The sequence below is a fragment of the Sphingomonas phyllosphaerae 5.2 genome (genome assembly GCF_000419605.1).
Classification (GTDB): domain Bacteria; phylum Pseudomonadota; class Alphaproteobacteria; order Sphingomonadales; family Sphingomonadaceae; genus Sphingomonas; species Sphingomonas phyllosphaerae_B.
Window position 1 is genome coordinate 1,767,850 of the sequence record NZ_ATTI01000001.1, and the last position, 19,618, is coordinate 1,787,467.

The window sequence follows — 19,618 nt, forward strand, 5'->3', positions numbered from 1 at the left end:
AATCTTCACGCCTGCCACGCCGTCATCCATCTTCATCATCGCGAGCATAGCGAACCAATCCCGCGCCGGACTCAGGCGACGCCGATGTCTTCGCTGCGCTCGCAATGATCAACTTCGATCGCCGGACGACGGCGATCACGCCATCGGCAAGTCCTTCAGCACCTTGTCGAGCGTCAGCGGATAGTCACGGATTCGCACGCCGCACGCGTTGTAGACCGCGTTCGCGACCGCTGCCGCCGCGCCGCACAGCCCGAGTTCGCCGACACCCTTTGCCTTCATCGGCGACGTCTTGTCGTCGAGCGTGTCGAGGAAGACGACCTCCTGATGCGGCACGTCGAGGTGGACCGGGACGTGATATTCCGCGAGGTCGTGGTTTACGAAATAGCCGAAACGCGGATCGACTACGGCATCTTCCATCAACGCGGCGCCGATCCCCATCGTCATGCCGCCGATCACCTGGCTGCGCGCCGACTTGGGGTTGAGGATGCGGCCGGCGTCATAAACGCCCGACATTCGGCGCACGCGGATCTCGCCGGTATAGGCGTTCACCGCCGCTTCGACGAAATGCGCGCCGAAGGTCGCCTGCGCATAGTCCTTCTCCAGCGTGCCATATTCCATCGCATCCTCTCCGCTGATCCCGTCGTCGCCCGCCGCCTTGGCGAGCTCGACGGAGCGGTTGCCGCTGGTCACCTTGCCGTCGGCGAAGGTCACGTCGTCCGAGTTGAAGCCAAGCTTCTGCGCGATCCGGCGGCGGAGGTCGACGCACGCGGCATAGACGCCCGCCGTCGAGCTGTTGCCGCCCCATTGTCCACCCGATCCCGAGGACACCGGGAAACTGCTGTCACCCAGCAGCACGACGACCTTGTCGAGCGGCACGCCCAGCATCTCCGCGGCGGTCTGCGCGATGATCGTGTAGCTGCCGGTGCCGATGTCGGTCATGTCGGTAGCGACCGTCACCACCCCCTCGCGATCGACGCCGACGCGCGCCGCCGACTTCATGTTCATGTTGTTGCGGAACGCCGCCGCCATGCCCATGCCGACCAGCCAGTCGCCGTCACGGACCTGACCGGGCTTCGCGCTGCGGCGTTCCCATCCGAACGCGTTGGCGCCTTGCTCCAGGCAACGCACGAGATTGCGATCGGAGAATTTACGTTCCGGCTGCTCGGGGTCGACCATCGTGTCGTTGACGACGCGGAAGCGCACCGGGTCCATGCCCAGCTTCTCCGCCATCTCGTCCATCGCGACTTCCAGTGCCATCATGCCCGGCGCCTCGCCGGGCGCGCGCATCGCATTCGCCTCTGGCAGGTCTAGCACCGCCAGATGCGTTTCGGTCAGGCGGTTCGCGCCCGCGTAAAGCAATTGGGTCTGGTTGGCCGCAGTCTCTGGTCCGCCCCCGGGCAGGTCACCCGACCATGTCTGGTGCGCGATCGCGGTGATCTTGCCCGATTTCTCGGCACCGATGCGGATCCGCTGGATCGTCGCCGGCCGGTGGGTGGTGTTGTTCATCAGCTGCGGACGCGCCAGCGCGACCTTTACCGGCCGCCCCGCTGCCTTCGCGGCCAGCGCGGCCATCACTGCGTCGGAGCGCACCCACAATTTGCCGCCGAAGCCGCCGCCGACGTAAGGGGAGATGAGCCGTATCTTGTCCTTGGGAACCAGCAACGTCTCGCTCATGTCGCGCACGCCCCATGCGATCATCTGATTGCTGGTCCACAAGGTCAGCTGATCGCCGTTCCACGCCGCAATGGTCGCGTGCGGCTCCATCATCATGTGGCTCTGGTCGGGGGTGGTGTAGGTCGCGTCGAGCTTGACGGGCGCGCCGGCGAACGCGCCCGCGAAGTCGCCGCGTGCAGTCTTCATCTTGTCGCCCTTGGCGATCGGCGCACCGTCCTTGGCGGCCGCCAGCTCGTACTTGCCGCCGGCGCGGGCATAGTCGACGCGCACGCGCTTCGCGCCATCGCGTGCCTGCTCGAAGGTTTCGGCGACCACCACGGCGACCGCCTGATCGTAATGCTCGACCGTCGGACCGGCGAGCATCGTGGCGGTATGCGCCTTCGCCTTGCCGAGCTTGCCGGCATTCTCATACGTCACCACCGCCAGCACGCCCGGCGCGCGCAACGCGTCGCTGCTGTCGATGCGGGTAATCCGGCCCTTCGCCACGGCTGCGCCCACGATCACGCCATAGGCATGATTGGGTGCGACGTCGTTGCGCTCGAACGCGTAGGGGGCGGTGCCGCTGACCTTCAGCGGACCGTCGATGCGGTCTGTCGGCTTGCCGATGACCTTCAACTGGTCGATCGGGTTCTTGCCGGCGGGAATATCGAACTTCATGCCGCGCGTCCTTCGGCGAGCACCGCGGCGAGCGTACGCTCGACCAGCGGCAGTTTATAGGCGTTCTGCGAGGTGGGGGTGGAGCCGGCCAGCGCGGCGGCGGCGATCGCCTTCGCGCCACCGTCCATACGCGTCTCCGCGGCCGCGACCCGCCACGGCTTGTGCGCAAGGCCGCCGAACGCGAAGCGCGGCGTACCGCTCTCCGGCAGGATCGCGGCGACCGATATCGTGGCGAAGGCGTAGGAGGCGCGGTCGCGCACCTTGCGGTAGATGTGCGTGCCGCGCACCGGCGCTGGCAGGGTGACGGCGGTGATCATCTCGCCCGGATTCAGCACGGTCTCGATCCACGGCGTGTTGCCGGGCAGGCGATGGAAGTCGGCGATGGCGATCGCGCGCACCCGTCCTCCGGCGTCGACCGTCTCCACCGTCGCATCGAGGGCGCGCATCGCCACTGCCATGTCGCTGGGATGGGTTGCGATGCAATCCTTGCTCGTCCCGATCACCGCCAGTGCACGGCTGTAGCCGCCCAGGGCCGCACAGCCGGAGCCCGGCTTGCGCTTGTTGCACGCCTGGTTGGTGTCGTAGAAATACGGGCAGCGCGTCCGCTGGAGCAGGTTGCCGGCGGTGGTCGCCTTGTTGCGCAATTGCCCCGATGCGCCCGACAGCAGCGCGCGGCTGAGCACGCCGTAGTCACTTCGCACGCGCGGATCGGCGGCCAGCGCCGTGTTGCGGACCAGTGCGCCCACACGCAGACCGCCCTCCGGCGTCGCCGCGATCGTATCGAGGCCAAGGCGGTTGACGTCGACGAGGTGCGTCGGCGTCTCGACCTGCAGCTTCATCAGGTCGAGCAGGTTGGTGCCGCCTGCCACGAACTTCGCGCCGGGTTTCGCCGCGACCGCTGCTGCCGCAGCGGCGGGGCTGGTCGCGCGCTCGTAGGTGAAAGGCTTCATGCAACATTCTCCGCGCCGGCGACGTCGGCGATGGCCGCGACGATGTTCGAATATGCGGCACAGCGGCAGATGTTGCCGCTCATCCGCTCGCGCACCTCCTGCGCGTCGAGGCGCGATCCGGCGGTGAGATCGGACGAGACGTAGCTCGGCACCCCGTCCTTGATCTCCTGCAACATCGCGACTGCCGCCATGATCTGCCCGGGTGTGCAGTAACCGCACTGATAGCCGTCGTGCTTCACGAACGCGGCCTGCATCGGATGCAGGTCGCCCGGCTTACCCAGGCCCTCGATGGTGGTGATGTCGTCGCCGTCGTGCATCACCGCCAGCGTCAGGCAGGAATTGATCCGCTTGCCCTCCACCATCACCGTGCACGCGCCGCATTGGCCATGGTCGCACCCCTTCTTGCTGCCGGTCAGGTGCAGATGCTCGCGCAAGGCATCCAGCAGTGTCACGCGCGGGTCGAGGTCCAGCGTGCGCTTCTTCCCGTTGACGGTGAAGGCGACGGGCATCGTCGCGGCGGGCGCCTCGGCGGGCAGCGGCAGCGCATCGACGGGGAGCGCCGCAGAGGAAGCCGCGGCCGCGCCGCTGACGAGCGCCCCCCGGCGCGTGAGGGAAATTCCGGTGCTGTCGGTCATGTCGATCCTGCTGTGGAGAGGCGGCAAGGCGACCGCGTCCGTCGATGAAACGCGCTCGATCCATGTTATATCCGGCTGTAAGACAACGATACCCCACCCGCTGGCGGAGGGCCACTGCCTGTATTAACATCCGTGTCAGATAGCGGAGAGGACGGGCATGGCATCGATTGCGACGATGGAGCCGACGGCGATGGCGCCGGGCGAGTGGGAAGCGCGCGTCGATCTGGCCGCGGCATATCGGCTGGTGGCGCTATACGGCTGGGACGATCTGATCTTCACGCACCTCTCGGCGCGTGTGCCGGGGCCCGAGCATCATTTCCTCATCAACCCGTATGACATGATGTTCGAGGAGATAACCGCCTCCTCGCTGGTAAAGATCGATGTCGAAGGTCAGCCGGTCGGCCCGAGCAGCCATCCGGTCAACCCGGCCGGCTTCACGATCCATTCCGCGATCCACATGGCGCGGGACGATGCGCACGCGGTGATGCACCTCCACACCCCGTACGGGCAGGCGGTGTCGGCGATGGCGTGCGGGCTGCTGCCGCACACGCAGACCGCGATGATCTCCGGCCATGACATCGCCTATCACGACTATGAGGGGATCGCGACCGACCTGGAGGAGCGCGATCGGCTGGTAACCGATCTCGGCGACCGACATGCGATGATCCTGCGCAATCACGGCACGCTGACGGTCGGCGACTCGGTCGCATCGTGCTTTCTGCGGCTCTATTTCCTCGAACGGGCGTGTGAGGCGCAGGTGCTGATGCTGGTGGCGGGGCGCGACGGGCTGAACACGCCACCGCATGGCGTGGAGGGCAAGGTGGCGCGTCAAACCCCGCCCGCCGGCGTCGGCATGCTGGCGCGCGGGCTGGCGTGGCCGGCCTTGCTGCGCAAGCTCGATCGCATCGATCCTGGCTATCGCGACTGAGTGGCGCAGCCGCGGCAGCTGCGATAAGGGAGCGCTAACAAGAATGTAGGGGATGATGGCGATGTGGCGCGCAGTCGTGGCGGTTTCACTGGTGGCGCTGGCTGCGCCCGTCTTTGCGCAGGCGCCCGCGCCACGCTTCGCCAATATCTTTGCCGAACATGCGGTCCTGCAACGTGATCGTCCGATCACGGTGTGGGGGCAAGCGCCGCGTGGTACGAAGGTGAGCATCCGGCTTGGCGAGCACCGTATATCGGCGTCGGCCGACGCCCGCGGCAAATGGCGGACGACCTTGCCGGCGATGGCGGCGGGCGGTCCCTATACGCTGTCGGTCGACGCGGGCGGGGCAGGGCAGTCGCTTTCCGACATCATGGTCGGGGATGTCTTTTTGTGCGGCGGGCAGTCGAACATGGAGTTCATGGTCAAGGCGTCGACCAACGCGTGGGGCGCGTTGCAGACGCCGGCCGACCCCGATCTGCGCTACGCCACGATCCCGGATACCACGCGGGCGGTCCCGCTCGACGATCTGGAGGCGCCCGCCAGGTGGCAGCGCGTGGCCCCGGACACGGCCGGCGATGCTTCGGCGGTCTGCTACTATATGGCGCGTGCGCTGCGGCAGACCGAGAAGGTGCCGATCGGCTTCATCAACTCCGAATGGGGCGGCACGCGGATCGAGAGCTGGATCAGCCCGACGGCGCTGGCGAACATCCCGCGATTGCGCGGCGGCGTGGCGGCTGTCGCCGCTTACGGGCGCGACCGTGACCGGGCGGTGGCGCAGGACGGCGCGCGGCGCGACGCCTGGTGGACCGCGCACGACCCGGACGCCGCTGCGCAAGCCGGCTATCGTAATGCCGAGGTCGACGATGCGGCATGGCCGACGATTGCGACTGGACCCTGGAAGCAGGCCGGCGTGCCCGCACTCGCCGCTTTCGAGGGCGCGCTGTGGCTGCGCGGAACGATCGAGCTTACCGCGGCGCAGGTCGCCAATGCCCGAACGCTGCAACTCGGGCCGATCGATCAATATGAGGACACGTGGGTCAACGGGCGCTTCGTCGGTGGCGGCAGCGTCAATTGGGCGTGGCGACATTACGAGCTACCTGCGGGTGCGCTTCACGAGGGGCGCAATACGGTGGCGATCCGCGTGTTGGGGGGGGCGAATGGCGGCGGGCTGACCGGCGCGGCACCGCGCGGTGTCGAATTGGCCGACGGGACGTTGGTCCCGTTCGCGGGGCCGTGGCGCTATTTTAAGGGACGCGCGCTGACCGACGCGAAGATCCCGCCCGCGCCGTGGGACGTGCCGAACAGCCTGGCGACACTCCACAATGGCATGATCGCGCCGCTGGCCGGCTACGGGCTGAAGCTGGCGGCATGGTATCAGGGCGAGTCGAATGCCGGCGAGGCGTCGACCTATCGCGAGCTGATGTCGCTGTTGATGGCGGACTGGCGGCGGACGTTCGCGGCGCCCACGCTGCCGTTCTTCGTCGTCCAGCTGACCTCCTACGGCAAGCCGTCGACCACGCCGGGAGCTTCGGACTGGGCGGCGCTGCGCGAGGCGCAGGCGCAGGCGGTGGCACAGGACAGGCACGCCGGGCTGGCGGTGACGCTCGACGTCGGCGATCGGTTCGACATTCATCCCACGCAAAAGACCGTCGTCGGCGAGCGGCTGGCGCGGCTGGCGCGCGTGATCGCCTATGGCCAGCCCGGGCTCCGCAGCGGACCGGAGGTGGCGGGCGTCACGCGAAGCGGCGCGGACCTGGTCGTGCGCTATCGTAACGTCACCGGTGGGCTGCATAGCTACAGCGCCGGGCAGGCGATCGGGTTCGAGGCGTGTGCCCGCGAGGAATGCCGCTACGTGCCCGCGGAGGCGCGCGGGGATAGTGTGGTGCTGCCGGGCGCGAACCGCGCGGGCGTGACGCGGGTGCGCTATGCATGGGCGGACGCGCCGTTCACCAACCTGTTCGACGGCGCAGACCTGCCGGCCGCGCCATTCGAACGCCCGGTGGAATAGGGTCGGAATCACGCCGATGCGGTGCGCCTTCGCGAGCCGCGCCGGCCGCCGCACCAGCGTCCGCACTGGTGTGGACCGGAGGCCGATACGCTGCATCCGTCATTGCGAGTGCAGCGAAGCAATCCAGCGCCCTACCGGGACGCCCTGGGTTACTTCGCTACCTTCGCGATCACGAAGGCATTACTAGGGTCCGGGCGCCCGACGGTTCGGACGGGCCTTCCACAGCACCCGACACCTTTAAGCCATGATTACTCGCGCGTATCGACCGTCCGCACGGACGCTACGCTGCGAAACACGGGCCACTCCGATCATCACGAATGAGAAGGGCTCCGGCATCGCTGCCGGAGCCCCTTTCACGTCGGCGAAGACGCGATCAATCGCGATCGTTGGTCAGAAAGGCAGGCGCGAACGCGGGCGCATCGCCCTCGTCCTTGCCGCCTTCGCGACGCGGGCCGCGGCCTTCGCGGCGCGGGCCACGATCGCCACCACGGTCGCCGCCGCGATCACCCCCACGGTCGCCACCGCGTTCACCACCACGGCCACCGCCGTCGCGGCCACCACCGTCACGACGCGGGCCACGCGGGCCGCGGTCGCCACCCTCGCGCGGCTCGCGCGCCGGGCGGGTGTCTTCCAGCTCGGCGCCGGTTTCCTGGTCGACCACGCGCATCGACAGGCGGACCTTGCCGCGCGGATCGATCTCGAGGACCTTGACCTTCACGGCCTGCCCTTCGGACACGACGTCGCCCGGCTTCTCGACACGCTCGTTCTTCATTTCGCTGACATGGACGAGACCGTCCTTGCCACCCATGAAGTTCACGAACGCACCGAAGTCGACGATGTTGACGACCTTGCCGTCATAGACCTTGCCGACCTCGGCCTCTTCGACCAGCCCCTTGATCCACTTGATCGCGGCTTCGATCTGCGCGTGATCCGACGACGACACCTTGATGACGCCCTCGTCGTCGATATCGACCTTGGCGCCGGTGGTGGCGACGATCTCACGGATCACCTTGCCGCCGGTCCCGATGACTTCGCGGATCTTCGACTTGTCGATCGTGAAGGTCTCGATCCGCGGCGCGTGCGCCGACAATTCGTTGCGGGTCTCGCCCAATGCCTTTGCCATTTCGGCCAGGATGTGCGCGCGGCCCTCATGCGCCTGCGCCAGCGCGACCTTCATGATCTCCTCGGTGATGCCGGAAATCTTGATGTCCATCTGCAGCGCGGTGATACCCTCGCTGGTGCCGGCCACCTTGAAGTCCATGTCGCCGAGGTGATCCTCGTCGCCCAGGATGTCGGACAGGACGGCGAAGTCCTTGCCTTCCAGGATCAGGCCCATCGCGATGCCCGAGACCGGGCGCTTCAGCGGCACGCCGGCATCCATCATCGACAACGAACCGCCGCACACCGTCGCCATCGACGACGAGCCGTTGCTCTCCGTGATGTCGCTGGTCACGCGGATCGTGTAAGGGAACTCTTCCTTCGTCGGCAGCACCGGGTGCAGCGCGCGCCATGCCAGCTTGCCGTGGCCGACTTCGCGACGACCCGGCGCGCCGAAGCGGCCCACTTCGCCGACCGAATAGGGCGGGAAGTTATAGTGGAGCATGAAGTGCTGGTACGACAGGCCGTTCAGGCCGTCGATCATCTGTTCCGCGTCGCGCGTGCCCAGCGTGGTGGTGGCGATGGTCTGCGTCTCGCCGCGGGTGAACAGCGCCGAGCCGTGCGCACGCGGCAGGAAGTGCACTTCCGACGCGATCGGGCGCACCGTCTTGGTGTCGCGCCCGTCGATGCGGCGACCGGTCTTCAGGATCGCACCGCGGACGATGTCCGCTTCCAGCTTCTTCACCAGCTTCAGGCTGGCGAGATACGCCTGCGGATCGCTGTCCTTCAGGTCGGCCATGCCGTCGCGCGCCTTGGCACGCGCGTCGTTGATCGCGGTCTGGCGCGCCTGCTTGTCGGTCAGCTTGTAGGCCGCCTCCAGGTCCTTGCCGATAAGCTTCTTCAGCTTGGCCTTCACGTCCGCCTTGTCGGCCTGGACCTTCAGCTCCCACGGCTCCTTGGCGGCCTGCTCGGCCAGGTCGATGATCGCGTTGATGATGTCCTGCGACGCCTTGTGCGCGAACATCACCGCGCCCAGCATCACGTCCTCGGACAGCTCCTTCGCTTCCGACTCGACCATCATCACCGCGTCGTGGGTAGCGGCGACCATCAGGTCCAGTTCGCCCTCGGCGACCTGCGTGTCGGACGGGTTCAGGATATATTCGCCATCCTGGTAGCCGACGCGCGCCGCGCCGATCGGGCCCATGAACGGCACGCCCGACAGCGTCATCGCCGCCGACGCCGCGATCATCGCCAGCAGATCCGGCTCGTTTTCGCCGTCATACGACATCACCTGCGCGATGCAGTTGATCTCGTTGTAGAAACCCTCGGGGAACAGCGGGCGGATCGGACGATCGATCAGGCGGCTGACCAGCGTCTCACGCTCGGTCGCGCCACGCTCGCGCTTGAAGAAGCCGCCGGGGATGCGGCCGCTGGCGGAGAACTTCTCCTGATAGTGAACGGTGAGCGGGAAGAAATCCTGCCCTTCCTTCACGTTCTTGGCAGCGGTCACCGCGCACAGCACCACCGTTTCGCCGAGCGTGGCGAGCACTGCGCCGTCGGCCTGGCGGGCGACGCGGCCCGTCTCCAGGGTCAGCGTCTTGCCGCCCCACTGGATTTCTACCTTCTTGGTATCGAACATATGTTTTCCTTCACTCCCCGCACCCGATGCGCGGGGGGCCTGCGTACGGGCCGATGGTGGCCCGGGAAGATCAGGCCGTATTGCCTTCTCTTCCATCCCGGCTCCAGCGGGCCGGGGCGGGCGCGGTCGCGCCCTTGATCGCTGGAATCCGAACCGGGGTTCGGAATGCAATAAAGGCGCCTTGCGGCGCCTTTATGTCACTTGCGGAGGCCGAGCTTCGCGATGAGCGCCACGTAGCGGTCACCGTCCTTCTTGCGGAGATAGTCCAGCAGCGAACGCCGCTTGTTGACCATCATCAGCAGACCGCGGCGGGAGTGGTTGTCCTTGGCGTGGCCCTTGAAGTGCTCGGTCAGGTTCTTGATCCGCTCCGTCAGGATCGCGACCTGGACCTCGGGCGAACCCGTGTCGCCTTCGGCGCGTGCATGGTCCTTGATGACTTCCTGGCGGCGTTCTGCGGTGATCGTCATGTATCTTCCTTCGACATCCGTATGTTACAGGTTGAAGCCGCGGACGACCCGAACGAAACCGTCTTCCACCTCCACCAGCGCGACGGGCGTCCCGTCCAGCATGGCAAAGGCCTGACCGTCGTCGGCGGCGATCCCGGCCAGCACACGCCCCTGTCGGAGCGCCCCTGCCTGGTCGGGAACGAGCGCGAGAGCCGGGATGTCGTCCAGCCCTGCGCCCAAGGGCAGGAGAAAGTGTTCAAGGCTGCGCGCCTTAGCGACTTCGTCCAGTTTGTCCAGCGTAATCGCCTGCGCAAGGTCGAACGGACCCGCCTTAGTGCGGCGCAGGTAGGTGACGTGGCCGACCGTGCCGAGCGCCAGCGCGATGTCGCGCGCGAGGCTGCGGATATAGGTGCCCTTGCTAACGTGCGTGCTCAGCATGGCCTCCTCCAGCGCACCGTTATCTGGTTTCCCTGCCATGTCGAGCGCGTGCACCGTCACGTCGCGGGTCGCCAGCACCACGTCCTCGCCGGCACGTGCGAGATCGTAGGCGCGTTGCCCGTCGACCTTCAACGCCGAATAGGCCGGAGGCACCTGCGCGATCGGGCCGGTGAAGCGCGCGAGCACCGCCGCCAGCGCGGCGGCGGTCGGGCGTATGTCGCTGGTCGCGATCACCGCGCCTTCGCGATCGAGCGTGTCGGTCTGTTCGCCGAAACGGATCGTGAAATCATAGACCTTGTCGCTGTCGAGCATCCGCCCGGCCAGCTTCGTCGCCTCGCCGATCGCAATCGGCAGCACCCCGGTCGCGAGCGGATCAAGCGTGCCGCCGTGCCCGACCTTCGCCTTGCCGTAGCCGCCGTTCCGCAGCGCGCGCTTCACTGCGGAAACACCCTGCGTCGAGCCGAGCCCGAGCGGCTTGTCGAGGATCAGCCATCCGTGCACGCTCACCCTCCGATCGCACCGGCGAGCGACAGATACCATTGCGCCACCGCCTGCGCCGGCGGGGCGACCAGCCGCTGGACGATGTTCGCGCCGGGCACCAGCGATGGCAGGACCAGCAGCAGCACGATCAACAGCGGAAATCCGAACCGCGCCAACCCGTCCCAACGCTGCGCCAGCCGCTCGGGCAGCAACCCGGCGACGACATGCCCGCCGTCGAACGGTGGCAGCGGGATGAGGTTGAAGATCGCGAGGAAGACGTTGATGATCACGAAGTTGAGCAGGTTGGCGCCGACGAAGGCCGACACGCTGCCCGGCGCGACGCCGTAGATGTCGCGCGTGAACAGCCCCAGCAGCACCGCCCCGATTGCAGCAAGAACGAGGTTCGAGCCCGGCCCGGCGAGCGCCACCAGCATCATGTCGCGGCGCGGGTGGGGCAGGCGGCGCGCGTCCACCGGCACCGGTTTGGCCCAGCCGAACACCGGCGCCTTGGCGATCGCGAGCAGCAGCGGGAGGATCACGGTGCCGACCGGATCGACGTGGCGTAGAGGGTTCAGCGACAGCCGCCGCTGCTCCTGCGCAGTCGGATCACCCAGCGCGCGCGCCGCGAGGCCATGCGCGACCTCGTGAAAGACGATCGCGACGACGAGCGGGATGATCCAGATCGCCGCTGACCAGATGATGCCGTCAGGGTTCATACCGTCGCAGATAGGGCGGGGGCGGGGGCGTGGCTAGGTGGCTTGGCGACGCCCGTCGGTGATCTGGCGAACGCGGAACCGCTCCGCGCAGTGCGCGCCGCAATCGACATCACGCAAGTGCATGAAACGCCTCGCCGAAGTGCCGTCGGCACAGCGCGACATAGCGATCATTCCCGCCGATCTCGGTCTGCCGCCCCTCCGCCACCGGGCGGCCCGCGCCATCCACGCGCAGGTTCATCGTCGCCTTGCGCCCGCACGCACAAACCGACTTGATCTCTACCAGCGAGTCCGCGAGCGCCAGCAACCGTGCCGAGCCCTCGAACAACGCCCCGCGAAAATCGGTGCGCAAGCCATAGGCAAGCACGGGAATGCCCGCCTCGTCGGCAAGCGATGCAAGCTGGTCGACCTGGACAGCCGTCAGGAATTGCGCCTCGTCCACCAGCACGCAGGCAAGCGGCGTGCGTGCATGGCGCTCGCGCGCTAACGCCCACAGGTCGGTCGCGGAATCGAATATCGTCGCGGGTGCGGAGAGCCCGATCCGCGACGCGATCGTCCCCGCGGCAAAACGATCGTCGACCGCGGCGGTGAACAGCATCGTCGCCATGCCGCGCTCGCGATAGTTGAAGTCGGCCTGGAGCAGGTTGGTCGATTTGCCGGCGTTCATGCTGGCGTAGTAGAAATAGAGCTTGGCCATCAGGCGAATGTCTCGATGACGGGCGGGCTGCCTATCCCCGCCACGGCTACGATGCCGCCCTCGAAAGTGGCGAAGCCGGCCGCCGGCTCTGCGGCTGCGAGATGCAGGTCCGCGATGTCGCCGGCCATCCGATCGCGTCCCGACGCCCGGCGGACGCGTGCCCCAGGCAGCACCGGCAGCGTAGGACGATCGCCCAGCGCTTCGAACGGATCGACGATCCCGCGATGATTGAAACCGTCGCGCGACCGGAGGGCGCAGGCGCAGTCGCGCGAGCCGCGACCGGTGGCAACCAGTTCACGGACGCGCGCCGTGCGCTGCTTCGCCAACCGCCCGCCTTTCACGCTCGCGGAACGAAGGATCACGCATGCCGAGAGGGTTGTACGCGCGCCCATGCCGGCACGATGCATTTTACCGGTGCGACGGTCAATCTTCGCTCGTGGTCTCGCCCAGATCGCGTGCGACTTCGGGGCGCCGCAGCAGCGCGTCGATGTGACTGCCCACGTCGAAGCTTTGGTCCGGCAAAAACTTCAGTCGCGCTGCATATTTCATCTTCACGCGGGCGGCGACTTCACGCTGAAGATACGCGGTGTTGGTGCGCAATGCCTTGAGCACCGCCTCCTCGTCCTTGCCGAGCAACGGCTTCACGAATGCGGTCGCGTGGCGCAGGTCGGGAGACATGCGCACCTCCGTGATGCTCACCATGTGGTTGGCGAGCGTCTCGTCGTGGACGTCGCCGCGCTGAAGTATCTCCGACAGGATGTGCCGCACCTGTTCGCCGACGCGCAGCGTGCGCACCGACCGTTCGCCATGCTGCTCACTCATCGTCCGCACCATCGATAGGGATGAAGAAGGTCGCCCAACTGCGAAACGGGGAAGGCGGCGCGCTCCGGCGCGTGGCCGGCGGAAGCAGGAACCGCCGGACGCATGTGCCTGTGCCGCTCCGCGCGTATCGCCGCTACATGGTCAGGTGCGTCGGCGCATATGATGCGTACCGACGCGCCGAGGTGTGAAATGAAATGAAATGAGCGAACGTTCGCACCCCCCTTCATCTCCAACTGGACCCGGCGTCCGAACACCGGGCCACGGCCGCAAACGTTTGAGGCGGACGTTCCGGTCGCGCGCGCTTCGTCGAAGCTGCGCACGACCGGCAATCCCGTAACTGGCCCCGTCATCCCTTATTACAGCGTACGTTCGCGCAGCTCGACCTCGAACGTTTCGAGATAGTCACCGGCACGAATGTCGGTGAAGTTCTGCGTGAAGGTGACGCCGCACTCAAGACCGGCGCGCACTTCGGGCACGTCGTCCTTGAAGCGCCGCAGCGAGGCGATCTCGCCGCTGTAGATGATAACGTCGTTGCGCGTGATACGTGCCTTGAGTGCCTTGCGGATGACACCCTCGGTGACCAGCAGACCGGCAGCCTTGCCGTGCTTGCCCGCCGAGAAGACCTCGCGGATTTCCGCACGCCCGACCACCGTCTCGAACGCCTCCGGTCCGAGCTCGCCCGCCATGCCGGCGCGGATCTCGTCGATCAGGTCATAGATGACATCGTAATATTTCAACGCCACCTTCTGCCGCTCGGCAATCTCGCGTGCCTTGGCGTTCGCACGGACGTGGAAGCCGATGATCGGCGCGCCGCTGGCACCCGCCAGCGTCACGTCGCTCTCGGTAATCCCGCCGACGCCCGAGTGCAGCACCCGCGCCTTGATGAGATCCGTCGAGATCTTGTTGATCGATGCCACGATCGCCTCGACCGTACCTTGCGTATCGGCCTTCACCACCAGCGGATATTCGATCGCCGCATTGGCCCGCAACGCCGAGAACATGTTCTCGAGGCTGGTCGGCGCAGTCGTCGTGCGCTTGGCGAGCACCACGCTCTGGCGATATTCCGCCACCTCACGGGCGCGCTGCTCGTTCTCGACGACCTGCAACTGGTCGCCCGCCGATGGCGTACCCGACAGACCCAGCACCTCGACCGGCACCGACGGACCCGCCTGCTTCAGCTGACGTCCCTTGTCGTCGACCAGCGCACGGACCTTGCCGCTCTCCGCACCGACGACGAACACGTCGCCGACCTTCAGCGTGCCGCGCGTGACCAGCACCGTGGCAACGGGCCCGCGGCCCTTGTCCAGCTTCGCCTCGATCACGCTGCCTTCGGCAGGGCGATCCGGGTTGGCGGTCAGGTCGAGCAGCTCGGCTTGCAGCTGGATCTTCTCGATCAGCTCGTCCAGACCGGTCTTCTTCAGCGCGGATACCTCGACGTCCTGCGTCTCGCCGCCCATCATCTCGACCTGGATGTTGTGCTCGAGCAGGCGCTCGCGCACCCGCTGCGGGTTCGCATCGTGCTTGTCGATCTTGTTGATCGCCACGATCATCGGCTTGCCTGCCGCCTTGGTGTGGTTGATCGCCTCGATCGTCTGCGGCATCAGTCCGTCGTCGGCCGCGACCACCAGCACCACGATATCCGTGACGTCGGCACCGCGGGCACGCATGGCGGTGAACGCCTCGTGGCCCGGCGTGTCGAGGAAGGTGATCTTCGACTTGTCCTTCAACGTCACCTGATAGGCGCCGATGTGCTGCGTAATGCCGCCGGCTTCGCCGCGCACCACGTCGGTGCCGCGCAACGCGTCCAGCAGGCTGGTCTTGCCGTGGTCGACATGGCCCATGATCGTCACGACCGGCGGACGCGACTGGAGCGTGTCCTCCGCATCCTCGGTCGTGTCCATCACCAGATCGATGTCGGAATCGGACACGCGAACGATGTTGTGGCCGAATTCGGTCACCAGCAACTCGGCGGTGTCCTGGTCGATCGTCTGCGTCATCGTGACGGGCATACCCATCTTGAACAGCGTCTTGACCAGGTCGGCGCCACGCTCCGCCATGCGGTTCGCGAGTTCCTGCACGGTGATCGCTTCCGGCACCTGCACGTCGCGGACCTGTTTGGCCTGCGGCTCGCGCGGACCACCGAAGCCACGCTTCTCCTTCTCGCGGGCACGCTTCAGCGCCGCGAGGCTGCGCGCGCGGGCGCCATCTTCGTTCAGCGCGCGATTGACCGTCAGCTTGCCGCCACGACGCTCGTCACCCTTGCGGTCGCGCTGCTGCGGACGCGCCGGGGTGTTGTTGCGCGGGGTCGCCTGACCGCTCGGCAAACCGCGCGTCGCGTTGCTGCCACCCGCGGCCGACGGCGACGCCGTCGCAGCCGTTGTAGGGGCAGGAGCTGCCTTCGGCTCGGGCTTGGGCTGCGGCTTCGGGATCTCGGGCCGCGCAACCGGTGAGAAGCGGCGAGGGGCCGGCATCGAAGGATCGCGGCCCAGCTCGACCGGTGCCGGCGGCGGGGTCGGTGCGGCAGCGATCGGGCGCGGCGTCAACGCCGGCTTCGGCGTCGGTGCCTTCGCAACCGGCGCAGGCGTCGGCGCAGGTGCTGGCTCTACCGCCGGTGCCGGGGCCGGGGTCGGCGCAGGCGTGGGTGCCGCGACGACCGGCGTCGGCGCAGGTTGTTCGGCGACCGGGTCCGGTGCGACCGGAGCAGGGGCGGGCGTCGGCGCCGGCTCGGACGGTTTGGACGCTTCGGCCTCGGCGCGCGCACGGTCCTCGACGCGGCGACGCTCTTCGTCGGCCGCGCGCTGACGCTCGGCGTCCTCGCGGCGACGCGATTCCTCCAGCGTGTGCATCCGCTGGTCCTCGGCTTCGCGCAGCATTCGCGCCTGGCGCTCCTGCGCGGACTCGTTGGAGACCGGCGGGCGCGGCGCGGGGCGCGCCGGCGCTACGGCGACGGGTGCCGCAGGCTCGGGCGTCGGGGCGGGGGCGGCTTCCGGTGCGCCCCCCTGCGGACCGAGTACGCGGCGACGCTTCACCTCGACCACCACCGTATTGCTACGGCCGTGGCTGAAGCTCTGCTTCACCTTGCCGGTCTCGACCGTGCGCTTCAGCCCCAATGGCTGACGCATTCCGAGTTTCGGCTTGTCGTTGTCGGTCTCGCTCACTCAAATTCCTCGTGCAGTCTCACGGCCGGTGCGGTCGTCCCGGCGATGCCGGGCGCCGATGCGCCTTGCGCGGCCGTAGCGCAAGGTGCGGTGTTCAGATCAGGGCCGATAAAGTGCAGCCAACGATCGAGCGCTTCGCTGAGTCGTTTGGCCGCCGCGCGGTCGATGACGCCGACATGTACCACATTCTCGCGGCCCAGCGCTAACGACAATATGGGACGCGCCACCGGCAGTGCCAAGCCCCTGAGGTCAGATCCTTCGCGATCGGTGCCGACGCGCCATGCCTGGGCCAGCTTGCGCCGGCCGTCGTCGGACGCGTCCGCGGCGTGATACAGCGCGTGAAGCTTGCCCGAACGCGCGGCGGTCTCGATCCGCTCCGAGCCGGTCAGCACCGACCCGCCGCGCGATTCCAGCCCGAGCCGGTCGAGCGCGTTGCGCTCCAGCGCCGCCTCGATCAGCGCCGGCAGCTCGTCCGAGACGGTGAACTCGCCGGTCTTGAATGCGCGCGCAAGTGCGCCGCGCAGCTTGCCCTTGGCGAGTGCCTGTTCGAGGCTCGCGCGATCGACGCCGATCCATGCTCCACGCCCCGGCGCTTTCGCCCGCACGTCCGGCAGCACGCGCCCGTCCGGCGCCAGCGCCAGCCGCACGAGTGCGGCGGGCGATGCGCGCTCGCGGGTTAGGATGCAGGAACGCTCGGGGGTAGCGGTCAGCGTCTCATCGCTGGGGGTCCGCATGTGCGTCTCCCCGTGTGCTGGCCGCATCGCGGTCGGCGATCAATTGACCGCCGGCCCCGTAATTCTCGGTCGAAACTTCCTCGATCACGATCTGCACCGCGGCCGGGTTCTTGCCCAGCCGCGCGACGAGCGAGGACGTGACGTCGGCCACGATCCCCGCCTTCTGCTCGCGCGTCGCCGCGCCCGCCAGTCGGATCGATACGAACGGCATCAGGCCTGCTCCGCCTTTTCGTCATCGGCCGCGGCGTCGGCCGGTGCGTCCTCCGTGGATGCGTCTCCATCGGTTGGCTCCGTGTCGGTCGCTTCCTCGGCGACGTCCTCCACGACAGCCGGCGAGACCGCGGTGGGCTCGTCGTCGAACCAGTGCGCGCGCGCGGCCATGATGATCTCGTTGCCCTGATCGTCGGTCAGGCCATACTCGCCCAGCACGCCGCCCTTGTTCTCGGGGCGATCGTTGCGGCGTGGCGCGTCGTCGTTGCGGCGGCGCGGCTCGGGGCGCTTCTTCTCGACCAGCTCGTCGGTCGCCAGATCGGCGAGGTCGTCGAGCGTCTTGATGCCCTTCTTGCCCAGCGTCACCAGCATCGCCTCGGTCAGGTACGGCAGCTCGGCCAACGCGTCCTCGACGCCCAGCGCGCGACGCTCCTCGCGGTTGGCCTGCTCGCGGCGATCCAGCGCTTCCTGCGCACGGCTTTGCAGCTCCTGCGCGAGATCCTCGTCGAAGCCCTCGATCCCGGCCAGTTCGTCCAGCTCGACATAGGCGACCTCTTCCAGCGCGCCGAAGCCTTCGGCCACCAGCAGCTGCGCCAGCGTCTCGTCGACGTCCAGTTCGTTCTGGAAGGTATCGGAATTCTTGACGAACTCCTGCTGACGCTTCTCGCTGGCGTCGGTCTCGGTCAGGATGTCGATCGCCTTGGCGGTCAACTGACTGGCGAGGCGGACGTTCTGGCCACGGCGACCGATCGCCAGCGACAGCTGGTCGTCAGGCACCACCACCTCGATGCGGTCCTCTTCCTCGTCGATCACCACGCGTGCGACATTGGCCGGCTGGAGCGCGTTGACGACGAAGGTCGCGGTGTCCGGCGACCAGGGGATGATATCGATCTTCTCGCCCTGCATCTCCTGCACGACGGCCTGCACGCGGCTGCCCTTCATGCCGACGCATGCGCCGACCGGGTCGATCGAGCTGTCGTGGCTGATGACGCCGATCTTGGCGCGGCTGCCCGGATCGCGCGCGGCGGCCTTGATCTCGATGATGCCGTCGTAGATCTCCGGCACTTCCTGCGCGAACAGCTTCTTCATGAAGTCGGGGTGCGCGCGGCTGAGGAAGATCTGCGGCCCGCGGTTCTCGCGCACCACCTTCAGGATCAGCGAACGGATGCGATCGTTGACACGCACCACTTCGCGCGGGATCTGCGCGTCGCGGCGGATCACGCCTTCGGCGCGACCGAGGTCGACGACGATGTGTCCGAACTCGACCCGCTTGACCACGCCGGTGATGATCTCGCCGGCGCGCTCCTTGAATTCCTCATACTGGCGCTCGCGCTCGGCGTCGCGGACCTTCTGGAAGATCGTCTGCTTGGCGGCCTGCGCCTGGATGCGCCCGAACTCGATCGGGGGCAGCGGATCGACCAGATAGTCGCCGACGGTCGCGCCCGGCTGCAGCTTCTGCGCGCCATCGACGTCGACCTGCTTGTAGATGTCGTCGACCTGCTCGACCACCTCGACCACACGCCACAGGCGCAGGTCGCCGTTGTTGGCGTCCAGCTTGGCGCGGATGTCCATTTCCTGGCCATAGCGGGTCCGCGCGGCGCGCTGGATCGCATCCTCCATCGCCTCGATGACGATCGCCTTGTCGATCATCTTCTCCGAAGCGACCGAATTGGCGATCGCGATCAGCTCCGCACGATTTGCGGTGACGCCGGTGGCCATCAGTGGAGTTCCTCTTCTTCGCCTTCCGCATCCGCGGAGGTGTCGTTAATCTCTTCTTCCGCGCCCTCCATCGAGAGCGGGACGGTGGCGTCGATCAATCGATCGGTCAGCACCAGCTTGGCATCGGCGATCAGCGCGAACGGCACCTGCGCCAGCACGCCCGTGCGCGGGTGGCGGATCGCGATAAGCCCGTCGGCATCGATGCCCTCAAGGTCGCCCTTGAACTGCTTCTGCCCGTCGACCTGCTCGGTCAGGACGATGCGCGCCTCATGCCCGGCCCAATCGGTGAAATCCTCATGACGCGTCAGCGGACGGTCGATGCCCGGCGACGAAACCTCGAGCCGGTAGGCGCCCTCGATCGGGTCCTGGCCGGCTTCCTCCAGCGCGTCGAGCTTCTCCGACACGCGGCGCGACAACGCGGCGCAGTCGTCGATCGTCAGCTGGCGGGTGTCGGGGCGCTCGGCCATGATCTGCAGCGTGCGCTCGTCATCCCCCTTGCCGGACCTGGCGCCGAACAGGCGGACGCGCACCAGCGCGAAGCCGAGCGCGTCGGCTTCTGGCTCGATCAAGCGGACGAGGGGAGTGATGTCGTTCAAATGCACTTTCCGCACATGC

Annotated in this window: 17 protein-coding genes; 2 read left to right on the forward strand and 15 right to left on the reverse strand. The window is 67.5% G+C overall.

The genetic code is table 11. The features are described from left to right. Positions 1–135 precede the first annotated feature (135 nt). Genes paoC through paoA form a run of 3 tightly spaced genes read right to left on the reverse strand, consistent with a single transcriptional unit; the run spans position 136 to position 3,916 of the window. Positions 136–2,331 (reverse strand): aldehyde oxidoreductase molybdenum-binding subunit PaoC, encoded by a 2,196-nt coding sequence (gene paoC, locus SPHPHY_RS0108325; protein WP_022686224.1) that lies wholly within the window; start codon positions 2,329–2,331, stop codon positions 136–138. Next, the gene (locus SPHPHY_RS0108330) at positions 2,328–3,281 is read right to left on the reverse strand and encodes an FAD binding domain-containing protein (RefSeq protein ID WP_022686225.1); all 954 of its coding nucleotides are present in this window, start codon (positions 3,279–3,281) and stop codon (positions 2,328–2,330) included. Before SPHPHY_RS0108330 ends, paoC begins: the two co-directional genes overlap by 4 nt. Beyond that, positions 3,278–3,916 (reverse strand): aldehyde dehydrogenase iron-sulfur subunit PaoA, encoded by a 639-nt coding sequence (paoA, locus tag SPHPHY_RS0108335; RefSeq protein WP_022686226.1) that lies wholly within the window; start codon positions 3,914–3,916, stop codon positions 3,278–3,280. The genes SPHPHY_RS0108330 and paoA overlap by 4 nt, the downstream gene beginning before the upstream one ends. Before the next feature lie 157 nt (positions 3,917–4,073). Here paoA and SPHPHY_RS0108340 point away from each other — a divergent pair, with 157 nt between their 5' ends. Both SPHPHY_RS0108340 and SPHPHY_RS0108345 read left to right on the forward strand, forming a co-directional pair. After that, the gene (locus tag SPHPHY_RS0108340; RefSeq protein ID WP_022686227.1) at positions 4,074–4,844 is read left to right on the forward strand and encodes a class II aldolase/adducin family protein; all 771 of its coding nucleotides are present in this window, start codon (positions 4,074–4,076) and stop codon (positions 4,842–4,844) included. A 55-nt stretch (positions 4,845–4,899) separates the two neighbouring features. Continuing rightward, positions 4,900–6,849 carry a sialate O-acetylesterase gene (locus tag SPHPHY_RS0108345; protein ID WP_196802148.1) on the forward strand — a complete coding sequence of 650 codons (1,950 nt, stop codon included), beginning with the start codon at positions 4,900–4,902 and terminating at the stop codon, positions 6,847–6,849. 373 nt (positions 6,850–7,222) lie between these two features. On the opposite strand, the gene pnp is transcribed toward SPHPHY_RS0108345, so the two are convergent. From pnp to rimP, 12 genes are all read right to left on the reverse strand, one after another. Continuing rightward, entirely contained in the window at positions 7,223–9,586 is a 2,364-nt protein-coding gene (pnp, locus tag SPHPHY_RS0108350; RefSeq protein ID WP_022686229.1) for a polyribonucleotide nucleotidyltransferase, read from the reverse strand. A 197-nt stretch (positions 9,587–9,783) separates the two neighbouring features. Beyond that, complete coding sequence (gene rpsO, locus SPHPHY_RS0108355; RefSeq protein WP_022686230.1) at positions 9,784–10,053, reverse strand: 30S ribosomal protein S15; 270 nt, start codon at positions 10,051–10,053, stop codon at positions 9,784–9,786. A 24-nt stretch (positions 10,054–10,077) separates the two neighbouring features. Continuing rightward, positions 10,078–11,010, reverse strand: coding sequence for a tRNA pseudouridine(55) synthase TruB (gene truB, locus SPHPHY_RS0108360; RefSeq protein ID WP_051148291.1), 933 nt, complete (start codon positions 11,008–11,010; stop codon positions 10,078–10,080). Further along, on the reverse strand, positions 10,974–11,666 hold the full coding sequence (locus tag SPHPHY_RS0108365) for a site-2 protease family protein (RefSeq protein WP_022686232.1): 693 nt from the start codon (positions 11,664–11,666) through the stop codon (positions 10,974–10,976). The genes truB and SPHPHY_RS0108365 overlap by 37 nt, the downstream gene beginning before the upstream one ends. A gap of 109 nt (positions 11,667–11,775) precedes the next feature. Then, on the reverse strand, positions 11,776–12,360 hold the full coding sequence (locus tag SPHPHY_RS0108370) for a thymidine kinase (RefSeq protein WP_022686233.1): 585 nt from the start codon (positions 12,358–12,360) through the stop codon (positions 11,776–11,778). Further along, a complete protein-coding gene (locus SPHPHY_RS0108375; RefSeq protein ID WP_156025069.1) occupies positions 12,360–12,686 on the reverse strand; it encodes a hypothetical protein in 327 nt (108 codons plus the stop codon). Before SPHPHY_RS0108375 ends, SPHPHY_RS0108370 begins: the two co-directional genes overlap by 1 nt. A gap of 97 nt (positions 12,687–12,783) precedes the next feature. After that, the gene (gene rbfA / locus SPHPHY_RS0108380) at positions 12,784–13,182 is read right to left on the reverse strand and encodes a 30S ribosome-binding factor RbfA (RefSeq protein WP_028056651.1); all 399 of its coding nucleotides are present in this window, start codon (positions 13,180–13,182) and stop codon (positions 12,784–12,786) included. A gap of 356 nt (positions 13,183–13,538) precedes the next feature. Next, on the reverse strand, positions 13,539–16,340 hold the full coding sequence (gene infB / locus SPHPHY_RS0108390) for a translation initiation factor IF-2 (RefSeq protein ID WP_022686237.1): 2,802 nt from the start codon (positions 16,338–16,340) through the stop codon (positions 13,539–13,541). Next, on the reverse strand, positions 16,337–17,074 hold the full coding sequence (locus SPHPHY_RS0108395; protein ID WP_022686238.1) for a DUF448 domain-containing protein: 738 nt from the start codon (positions 17,072–17,074) through the stop codon (positions 16,337–16,339). The genes infB and SPHPHY_RS0108395 overlap by 4 nt, the downstream gene beginning before the upstream one ends. Next, the gene (locus tag SPHPHY_RS0108400) at positions 17,055–17,285 is read right to left on the reverse strand and encodes a tautomerase family protein (RefSeq protein ID WP_022686239.1); all 231 of its coding nucleotides are present in this window, start codon (positions 17,283–17,285) and stop codon (positions 17,055–17,057) included. The genes SPHPHY_RS0108395 and SPHPHY_RS0108400 overlap by 20 nt, the downstream gene beginning before the upstream one ends. Continuing rightward, positions 17,285–19,003: a transcription termination factor NusA gene (gene nusA, locus SPHPHY_RS0108405; protein WP_022686240.1), complete on the reverse strand. Its 1,719-nt coding sequence runs from the start codon at positions 19,001–19,003 to the stop codon at positions 17,285–17,287. The genes SPHPHY_RS0108400 and nusA overlap by 1 nt, the downstream gene beginning before the upstream one ends. Continuing rightward, entirely contained in the window at positions 19,003–19,599 is a 597-nt protein-coding gene (gene rimP, locus SPHPHY_RS0108410; protein WP_028056653.1) for a ribosome maturation protein RimP, read from the reverse strand. Before rimP ends, nusA begins: the two co-directional genes overlap by 1 nt. Positions 19,600–19,618 lie beyond the last annotated feature (19 nt).